This is a genomic window from Microtetraspora malaysiensis, from assembly GCF_001528665.1.
In the GTDB taxonomy this organism is placed as follows: domain Bacteria; phylum Actinomycetota; class Actinomycetes; order Streptosporangiales; family Streptosporangiaceae; genus Microtetraspora_A; species Microtetraspora_A malaysiensis.
The window spans coordinates 108,354-116,445 of record NZ_BBYJ01000014.1; the positions used below are offsets into that span (position 1 = coordinate 108,354).

The window sequence follows — 8,092 nt, forward strand, 5'->3', positions numbered from 1 at the left end:
CCCGGATCAAGCATCGGACCGCGTGCCTGCTCTTTTGCGGATCCGAGGTGGCACTCATCCGTCGGCCCCGCTCTGGCGGTGACCACTACTCGATTCCCGGTGGCAACGTTGGGCATGCGGAGGACATCCATGACGCCCTCCGGCGGGAGCTGGCCGAGGAGCTGCGTCTCGACCTCGATGACGCGGATGGCCTGCACCTCGCCTGGCTTCAGGACCAGATGGTCCACCGGCCGGGGAACACCGCGGCCCCCCGCAAGCTCCACCTGGTCTTCCGCGCGTTCATCAGTGAAGCGGTCCGCGGCGGCTTGGCCACAGTCGAGCACGATGATTTCGAGGACGGGGACATTTGCTGGCTCGACTACCGGGAACTCGTCGGCATCCATCTTTACCCCGGCGTCGGCGTGAAGGCCGCCGCCCTCGCTTCGCCCCGGGCGGTCATCTCCGCGGCGGACGTCTTGCTTCCACCGCTCAGCGACGACACGTTCCAGTGGAGGTAAGCCCATGGCCGCCGGTCGTGACATCGTTCAACGCCGAAAAATGGGTACAAACCTCACCGGATTCGGTGCAAGGCTGAGCGCGTGAACCATACGCACACCGTGGTCCTGGTCGAGGGGACCAGTGATGAGTCGGCCGTCAACGCGTTGGCCGAGCGCCGGGGCCGAAACCTCGCGGCCGAAGGCATCTCCGTCGTGGCGATGGGCGGCGCCACGAACATCGGGACGTACGTCGGCACGTTCGGCCCTCCCGGTCGCAATCTCCGGCTGGCCGGTCTGTATGACGTCGGCGAAGAAGGCGCCTTCCGGAGGGGGTTCGAGCGGGCCGGCCTTGGGTCCGATCTCGGCAGAAGCGATCTGGAGGCGCTCGGATTCTTCGCGTGCGTGGCCGACCTGGAAGACGAGTTGATCCGCGCGCTCGGCACCGCCGCGGTTGAACGCGTCGTCGATGCCGAGGGCGAGCTTCGCTCGTTTCGCACACTCCAGAAGCAACCCACATGGCGCGGGCGCAGCACTCACGACCAGCTGCGCCGGTTCATGGGATCAGGCGGCGGCCGCAAGATCCGCTACTCAGGCCCGTTCGTCGCGGCACTGGAGCTCGATCGCGTGCCACGACCACTGGACGGACTGCTGGCCTACCTGTGAGGGGGTAATGGCCGGTCCCCCGGGATCAGGGCATGTCCTTGTCCGGAACGACGATCAGCTCCAACGGGTGGTGCCCGTTGTATCCGAGCCCGTGCTGGTTCCATACGACGTCCTCCGGGCGGGGCTGGATGTTGCCGGCCTTGTCCTTCGCGCGTGACATCACGCGGTACTGGCCGGGTTTGACCCTTGGCCAGGGCACCTCGAACCGCACCCACATGTAGGGTTCGGGCGAACTCAGCAGCTTCGCCGCGCGCCATGGCATCTCGGTGACCCACCGTCCGGGTGAGGCCAGCTTCTCCACCGAGACGTCGACCCGATCGATCGCGCCGGACCCCGACCAGGCCCGCCCGCGCAGCGTGATGTCACCAGGAGCGAGTGTGACCTCCGGGTCGTGCTCGATGGCGCTGCGGACGGGGCCGACGCTCAGGGCGACCGGCTTGGCATAGGCAGGACCGACAAGCACATGCCTTGTCTGAAGTCCCGCCGGCGGAATGCGGTGCTTCGACACCTCGATCTCACCGAGCCACTTCACGTAGGTGACGGCGGCCCATCCCGACAGCAGCAGACGGAGCGGGTATCCGTGGTCGACCGGCAGGTCCCGCCCATTCATGCCGTACACCAGCAGGGTGTCGTCTTTGAGCACCTTGTCGGCGGAGGCGACCTGCGAGTAGCGGATCGTCCCGCCGGGGAAGCTGCGGTTGACGATGACGTCCAGACCGGTGAACTTCACGTCCACCGGTGACTCCGCCCCGGCCGCCGCCAACACGTCCTTGGCCCGCACACCCGTCCACTCGGCGGCTCCCACCGCGCCGAAGTGCCACTGGGTGTAGCCGACCGGAAGCCAGCGGCCGTCGGCTCCGCCGGGCGGCAGCTTGGGGAAGAAAGCGGAGCAGTTGGCGCCGCAGTCGATCGTCCGCTTCAGCGTCACATGGGGCATCGCCAGCAGTTCGTCATACGTGAACGACCGGGGGCGGGCGAGCGCGTCGCCGGTCAGCTTGAGCCGCCATGTTCGACGGTCGATCCGTGGCGGGCGGGCCCGGTTGTGGATGTACATCCGGTCGTTGGGCGTCAATTCTCCGTATCCCTCGGCCCCGCCGGCGAGCACCGCCTGTCCGGCGGGGCCCCACTTCATCTCCTCCGATCCGTTCTCCCGGTGGACGAAGTACCAGGACGGCGTCGGCTGGACCACGAAGTTCGTCACGCCGGCCGCCGCTTCCGGGGTCGTGCCGGGAATCGCGGACGCCTGCTCGATCAAGAACGGCGCCACGGCGCCCGCCGCCGAGTACGTCAGGAACCGCCGGCGCGAGTACTCGTCCTCCAGCGGAATCTCCTGGCTGCGATCGGCCTCGGCATCTCCCGGGTCTGGCCGGTGCGTCATCGTGGAACCCCCAGCTCTCGCGCACAGCATCCGGGGGGCGACGTTTTGTCGGTCATTGTGCTGGATGCCCGAATGCCCGGACGCTCTAACGCACACTCCGCGCCGGCGAACGCGACCGCGACGGCCGGTTCACCGGAGACGCGGCGTCGCCTCTCGTGGCTGCTCGATCATCCGCTGGAGGGACGCGCGGGTGACGATCGACGTCCCGGTCCACCGGGAGAGCACGCCCCGCTGTTCCAAAAGGACCAGTACGGCAAATGCGGACCGTCCTGCGGAGCCGCGACGCGTAGCCCCCGGGCGCGGCACCCGCCACGAGGGCTGTGCCGTGGGCGGGCTCGCTGCCTGAAGTGCCGTCCCCTGCCACCGCGAGGCGCACGGCCGCCAGGCCCGGCGTGGCGCCATCCCCGAGCGTGGTGAACAGCCCGGCGCCGACGTTCTCCCGGGCGATGTCGGCGAAACTCCCGAAGAGCTGGAGCTTCGGAGTGGCGAGCGCCACCCTGGCCACGCAGAAGCCCGGCGTGACCTTCGGAAGGGGGAACAGGGTGAACGCCACGACGCCGCAGCCGTACAGCACGACCAGCATGGCGACGACCCCTGACCAGCCGCCGATCTGGCCGAACCCCCGGTATTGCCGCGAGACGAACGGCAGGGTGAGGAGCGCGATGGCCAACGGTGCGAGGAAAAGGACTGCTCTGCCCTGGGTCAGGTAGACGTCCACGGGAGGGCGACTCTATCGAGGCGGAACCTACCCCTTCAAACCCGAATGCGAAGAATGCGCAGTTCGCTCTGGAGGCAACTCCACGGCCCCAGGCTTTAGGAACGATCGTTCTTGACTGCTCATTCCTAAACGCTCTATGATCGTCACATGGGCCGACCGAGAGGGTTTGACGAGACCGAGGTGGTGCGAGCGGCGGCGACACTGTTCGCGCACCGGGCGTACGACGGTGTCTCCATCGACGACCTGGTCACCCACCTCGGCGTCCATCGCAACAGCCTGTACAAGACCTTCGGCAGCAAGCGCGGCCTGTACATGGCCGCCCTGCGCTGGCACGTGGAGCACCAGGTACGTCCGCTGATCGCCACGATCGGCGAGGCCCGCGACTTCGCCGAAGCGGCGCGCCGGGCCCTCGCCGTCCACGGGGACGGCGCGGCCCTGGACCTGCTTCTGATGGCGGCGGTCGAACTCGCGCCGACGGACCCGGAGGTCGCCGTCGAGGTCACCGCGGCCCTCGACGCCCTCGACGAGGCGCTCGCCGCCGGCGACACCTCCGCGCCGGGGTTGGCGGGTGCCCTTACCTCGGCACTGCTCGGGCTCCGGTTGCGCGCCAGGACGACGTCGTCCGGCGCCGGGCCCGAGCAGGCGGGCGCCGCTCTGGCGCGGCGCCTTTCCCTCCACGACTCCCCACAATCCTGACGCTTCCGCATAAGGAGCACGACATGGCACGAGTGCAGGTCGACGGCGACGCGCTGGTCGTCGTCATCGAAGGGCTGGACAAGCTCTGGGCGCTGAAGAGCCGTCTGACCATTCCACTGTCCAACGTCCGCGGCGTCACCCACGACCCCGGCATGATCAGGGAGGCCAAGGGCATCCGCTCCCCGGGGACGCACCTGCCCGGTGTGATCACCGCAGGCTCCTTCCACCTCGACGACGAGTGGGTCTTCTGGGACGTGCAGAACCCCGCCAAGGCCGTCGTCATCGAACTGACCGACGAGCGTTACGCCCGCCTCGTCGTACAGGTCGACGACCCTCGCGCCACCGTCGCGCTCATCGAGGGCGCCATCCCCCGCGCCTGATCGCGTCGGCCCGGCCACTCCCCACGCGGACCTCCCCCAAAGGAGCGAATCCCCATGCCCCTGCGCCGAATCACGCTCACCACGCTCGTGGTCGCGGCCACGACGATCGCCGCCTCCCCCGCGCACGCCGCGCCGCGCGACGTCCCGGCCGAGGACCGCGAGGTGGTGTTCACCGTCGAGGGCACCCGGACCTACGGCACCCTGCATGTGCCCGCGCACCGCAGCGGACAGCGGTTGCCCGCCGCGCTGCTGCTCCCCGGCAGCGGGCCGACCGACCGCAACGGCGACCAGCCACCGGTGCTGACGCCGGGCACCCTGGCGAAGGTCGCCGCCGCGCTGGGCGAGGACACGATCATCACGTTGCGTTTCGACAAGTACGGCAGCGGCAAGACCGGCCCGAGCGCCCACACCGGCCACCCGGAGGACATCGACTACCCGGCCTTCGTGCGCCAGGCGGCCGCCGCCTACACCCTGCTGCTCCGTCAGCCGGAGACCGACCGACGCGCCGTGTCCGTGATCGGGCACAGCGAAGGAGCGATGACCGCGCTGGTGATCGCCGACGAGGTACGACCGCGCCCGGCGGGCCTGGCGCTCCTGCAGCCCCAGGCGCTCCGCCTGCTGGACCTGGTCGCTCTGCAACTGCACGACCAGATCGCCAAGGCCACCGAGGCCGGGCAGCTCACTCCCGAGCAGCGACGCGTCATCGACGCGGCCGTCGACCGCGCGATCGGCGACCTGCGCGCCCATCGCCCGGTCGACACCACCGACCTGCCCGCGCCCGTCGCCCAGCTCTTCCAGTCGTTCGAGGGGGTCAACCGGCGCTTTATCGACACCGACGACGCCATCTATCCCCCGGACGTCGCACGCCGCCTCCACCCCGGCACCCGCGTCCTGCTGACCTGCGGAACCGATGACCCGCAGGTGCCCTGCGCCACCACGGACGCGCTGACCGAGGCCCTGCGGCGGGCCCTCGCCACCGGTCCCGGACGCGTCGTGCTCCAGGGGATCGACCACAACCTGCGCGACGCCGCCCATCCCGACGTCCTCGCCGCGGACGCTCTCGCCGCCCTGCGCGAGTTCACCTCCCGCTGGCGACACGGCCGCTAGCGGAGTCGTCGCCTCCGCCGGGCCGTCGCCTTCGGCTAGATGTCGGCCGATCGCAGGTGTGTGGTGTCCACCCGGTGCCCCGCGTCTTCGAGAACGGCGACGGCCTCCTTGACCTTCGGCTCGGGCACGAGCACCAGATCACCGTGGTACGTCGAGGCGACGAAGACCGGGATCGCCGCCTCGGCCAGCGGCCCCACGATCGCCGCCAGCATGCCCGGCACGTCCAGGCTGTGCGGGCTCGCCCCGCCGTACAGGCCGATCCACCGATCGCCGGACGCCGTCGGCCAGATCTCGCGTACGACAGTGAGGCCCTCGGGGGCGCGCACCAACGCGATCCACTCGTCGTCCTCGGGGAACGTCGCGTGCGACAGGTGCTCGACGGCGAATACGGACGGCACGACGCCCAGGCGCTGAGCTGTGGGTGACTTCATAGAACGTATGTACCAGAAGCGCGGCCGACATGTGGCCATGCCGGGGTCCGGCCATTACCCGGAGACCAAGCGGGTCACGCTCATCGCGTGCCTGATCCGGCGGTGAGGCCGGACCAGGCCATCACGGCCCGCCGGCCCGAGCGGACCTGGGTCATGCGGCGGTGGGGGCGCCCGCGACGCGGCGCTCGCCGCCGTTGCGCTCCTGCCAGAACCGGTACACCTCGACGGCGTCCTCGCGCGCCTCGTAGCGCATCGGCATCCGGCGCTCCTGCCAGGGCTTGGCGATCTCATCGTAGAAGGTGTTCAGCTCGAAGTACTTGCGGTCGTCGACGTAGTGGGGCTCGTAGGCGTCGCGGGTGGTGAGGAAGACGACCTCGTCCGGGGAGCAGTAGTACAGCGAGCCCAGGCACATCGGGCAGGGGTGGGCGAGCACGTAGATGGTGGTGCCGGTCAGGTGCTCGGTGCCGAGCTTGGTGCAGGCCTCGCGGATGGCGAGGATTTCCGCGTGGGCGGTGGGGTCGCCTGTCTGGGCGACCTTGTTGGGGCTCTCGGCCAGGATCTCGCCGTCCTTGACGATGACGGTCGCGAACGGGCGGCCGCCCTCGGCGACGTTCTGGCGGGCGATGTCGATGGTGCGCTGGACGAAGTCCACGGAGGTCCTCCGGAGGTTGGCGTGGCAGGCCGCCGGCAGGCGGCTTCCCGGGGTTCGGGGAACGGGGCGGGGCGGGCCCGGAAGGCTGTTTCCGGCCCGCCCCGTTGCCGCCCGCCTGTGACGCCGTCTCGGTGCCGGATCGTCAGAAGGGCTGGGTCGGCAGGTACTTGCCGTCCAGGGTGATGACGGCGCGCTCGCCGCCCTCGGGGTCGGCGACCTTCTTCACATCGAGCTTGAAGTTGATCGCGGAGATGATGCCGTCGCCGAACTGCTCGTGGACCAGGGCCTTGAGGGTCGTGCCGTAGACCTGGAGCATCTCGTAGAAGCGGTAGATCGTCGGGTCGGTCGGGATTCGGTCCGGGATCGAACCGCGGGTCGGGATGGCCTGCAGCAGCATCGCCGCGTCCTCATCCAGGCCCAGCAGCTCGGTCACGGCCTTGGCGGACTCCTCCGGCAGCGGGTGCTGGCCGAGAACGGCGGCGGTGGTGAAGGCCACCGACAGGCCGGAGGCGTCGGCGATCTGCTGCCAGGAGAGGTTCTTACGGGTCTTGGCCTCCACGGCGGCGGCGGCCAGGGCCTGGCGAGCGGTGGGGTCGAACTGTGCGTGCACCATGATCAGTACGTCCTTCTCTCAGGTGGCTCGAGGCTGTAGGCGGGCACCAGGTTGCCGGCGGTACGGATGACGAACAGGTCACCCGGCTCAGTGCCAGTGATCAGCTCGGGGACGACACAGGCGATATCCACTATGCATGACCTGCGCTTATAGTGTCCAAGAGTTATTGGCTACGGAATCTATTGATGGCATCTATAGTCGTTCCCATGGCTGTTCTCGAACTCCGCCACCTGCGCTATCTACTCGCCGTGGCCGAACACGGCAACTTCACCCGCGCCGCCGAGGAGCTGCACATCTCGCAGCCCACGCTCTCCCAGCAGATCAAGCAGCTGGAGCGGACCCTGGGCGTACAGCTGCTGGACCGCACCGGCCGCACGGTACGGCTCACCGACGCCGGCGCCGTCTACACCGACCACGCCCGGCGCGCGCTGCGCGACCTGGCCGCCGCCGAACGCGCCGTCCACGACGTCCAGGACCTCTCCCGCGGCCACCTGCGCCTGGGCGTCACGCCCACCTTCACCGCCTACCTGATCGGCCCGCTCACCGCCGAGCTCCACACCCGCCACCCCGGCGTCGGCCTCACCCTGGCGGAGATGACCCAGGACCGCATCGAAGCGGCTCTGCTCGCCGACGACCTCGACCTCGGCATCGCCTTCGCCGGCCCCCACCTGCCCGGCGTAACCGCCACCGCGCTGTTCACCGAGACCCTCAGCCTCGTCACCGGCGCCCCGCGCGCCCAGGCGACGCCCAAACCCCTACCGGTCCGTGCCCTCAAGGACGAGCAACTCGCCCTGCTCAGTGGCGACTTCGCCACCCGCGGCCACATCGACGCCTACTTCGCCCGCCACCGGGCCGCCCCCCGCATCGCGGTCGAGGCCAACTCCGTCCAGGCCCTCACCGAGATCGTCCAGCGCACCCCGCTGGCCACCGTCCTGCCCGACGCCATCACCCACGACCACCCCCACCTCACCCCCGTCC

General features: G+C 69.7%; 12 protein-coding genes. 6 read left to right on the top strand and 6 right to left on the bottom strand.

Going from position 1 to position 8,092, the window contains the following annotated elements:
* The first annotated feature begins 5 nt into the window (after positions 1-5).
* Together AWQ71_RS18975 and AWQ71_RS18980 are read left to right on the top strand one after the other, a co-directional pair.
* Complete coding sequence (locus AWQ71_RS18975) at positions 6-497, top strand: NUDIX hydrolase (RefSeq protein ID WP_281196208.1); 492 nt, start codon at positions 6-8, stop codon at positions 495-497.
* 99 nt (positions 498-596) lie between these two features.
* Positions 597-1,139: a TOPRIM nucleotidyl transferase/hydrolase domain-containing protein gene (locus AWQ71_RS18980; RefSeq protein ID WP_245658360.1), complete on the top strand. Its 543-nt coding sequence runs from the start codon at positions 597-599 to the stop codon at positions 1,137-1,139.
* Positions 1,140-1,164: 25 nt separating this feature from the next.
* Here the strand turns inward: AWQ71_RS18980 and AWQ71_RS18985 are convergent, their stop codons facing one another.
* Positions 1,165-2,517 (bottom strand): molybdopterin-dependent oxidoreductase, encoded by a 1,353-nt coding sequence (locus AWQ71_RS18985; protein ID WP_067134996.1) that lies wholly within the window; start codon positions 2,515-2,517, stop codon positions 1,165-1,167.
* Positions 2,518-2,602: 85 nt separating this feature from the next.
* On the bottom strand, positions 2,603-3,235 hold the full coding sequence (locus AWQ71_RS18990) for a hypothetical protein (protein ID WP_067134998.1): 633 nt from the start codon (positions 3,233-3,235) through the stop codon (positions 2,603-2,605).
* Between the two features lie 147 nt (positions 3,236-3,382).
* Here AWQ71_RS18990 and AWQ71_RS18995 point away from each other — a divergent pair, with 147 nt between their 5' ends.
* The 3 genes from AWQ71_RS18995 to AWQ71_RS19005 are packed head-to-tail and all read left to right on the top strand — an operon-like array spanning position 3,383 to position 5,418.
* Positions 3,383-3,931 carry a TetR/AcrR family transcriptional regulator gene (locus AWQ71_RS18995; RefSeq protein WP_067135000.1) on the top strand — a complete coding sequence of 183 codons (549 nt, stop codon included), beginning with the start codon at positions 3,383-3,385 and terminating at the stop codon, positions 3,929-3,931.
* Between the two features lie 23 nt (positions 3,932-3,954).
* Complete coding sequence (locus AWQ71_RS19000) at positions 3,955-4,311, top strand: hypothetical protein (protein WP_067135002.1); 357 nt, start codon at positions 3,955-3,957, stop codon at positions 4,309-4,311.
* 54 nt (positions 4,312-4,365) lie between these two features.
* Positions 4,366-5,418 (top strand): alpha/beta hydrolase family protein, encoded by a 1,053-nt coding sequence (locus AWQ71_RS19005; protein ID WP_067135004.1) that lies wholly within the window; start codon positions 4,366-4,368, stop codon positions 5,416-5,418.
* A 35-nt stretch (positions 5,419-5,453) separates the two neighbouring features.
* Here the strand turns inward: AWQ71_RS19005 and AWQ71_RS19010 are convergent, their stop codons facing one another.
* The 4 genes from AWQ71_RS19010 to AWQ71_RS44430 form a co-directional block, all read right to left on the bottom strand.
* The gene (locus tag AWQ71_RS19010) at positions 5,454-5,849 is read right to left on the bottom strand and encodes an ACT domain-containing protein (protein WP_067135006.1); all 396 of its coding nucleotides are present in this window, start codon (positions 5,847-5,849) and stop codon (positions 5,454-5,456) included.
* A gap of 151 nt (positions 5,850-6,000) precedes the next feature.
* Positions 6,001-6,501 carry a nucleoside deaminase gene (locus AWQ71_RS19015; protein WP_067135007.1) on the bottom strand — a complete coding sequence of 167 codons (501 nt, stop codon included), beginning with the start codon at positions 6,499-6,501 and terminating at the stop codon, positions 6,001-6,003.
* 142 nt (positions 6,502-6,643) lie between these two features.
* Complete coding sequence (cynS, locus tag AWQ71_RS19020) at positions 6,644-7,114, bottom strand: cyanase (RefSeq protein ID WP_067135009.1); 471 nt, start codon at positions 7,112-7,114, stop codon at positions 6,644-6,646.
* A 2-nt stretch (positions 7,115-7,116) separates the two neighbouring features.
* On the bottom strand, positions 7,117-7,245 hold the full coding sequence (locus tag AWQ71_RS44430; protein WP_281196207.1) for a carbonic anhydrase: 129 nt from the start codon (positions 7,243-7,245) through the stop codon (positions 7,117-7,119).
* A gap of 75 nt (positions 7,246-7,320) precedes the next feature.
* Here AWQ71_RS44430 and cynR point away from each other — a divergent pair.
* The coding region (gene cynR, locus AWQ71_RS19025) for a transcriptional regulator CynR (RefSeq protein WP_067135011.1) at positions 7,321-8,092 on the top strand (772 nt) is incomplete at its 3' end.

Excerpts from the sequence above, each read along its gene's own strand:
- AWQ71_RS19005 (WP_067135004.1), top strand. The coding sequence starts at position 4,366 with ATGCCCCTGCGCCGAATCACGCTCACCACGCTCGTGGTCGCGGCCACG.
- cynS (WP_067135009.1), bottom strand. The coding sequence starts at position 7,114 with ATGGTGCACGCACAGTTCGACCCCACCGCTCGCCAGGCCCTGGCCGCC.
- AWQ71_RS18995 (WP_067135000.1), top strand. The coding sequence starts at position 3,383 with ATGGGCCGACCGAGAGGGTTTGACGAGACCGAGGTGGTGCGAGCGGCG.
- AWQ71_RS19010 (WP_067135006.1), bottom strand. The coding sequence starts at position 5,849 with ATGAAGTCACCCACAGCTCAGCGCCTGGGCGTCGTGCCGTCCGTATTC.
- AWQ71_RS19000 (WP_067135002.1), top strand. The coding sequence starts at position 3,955 with ATGGCACGAGTGCAGGTCGACGGCGACGCGCTGGTCGTCGTCATCGAA.
- AWQ71_RS18985 (WP_067134996.1), bottom strand. The coding sequence starts at position 2,517 with ATGACGCACCGGCCAGACCCGGGAGATGCCGAGGCCGATCGCAGCCAG.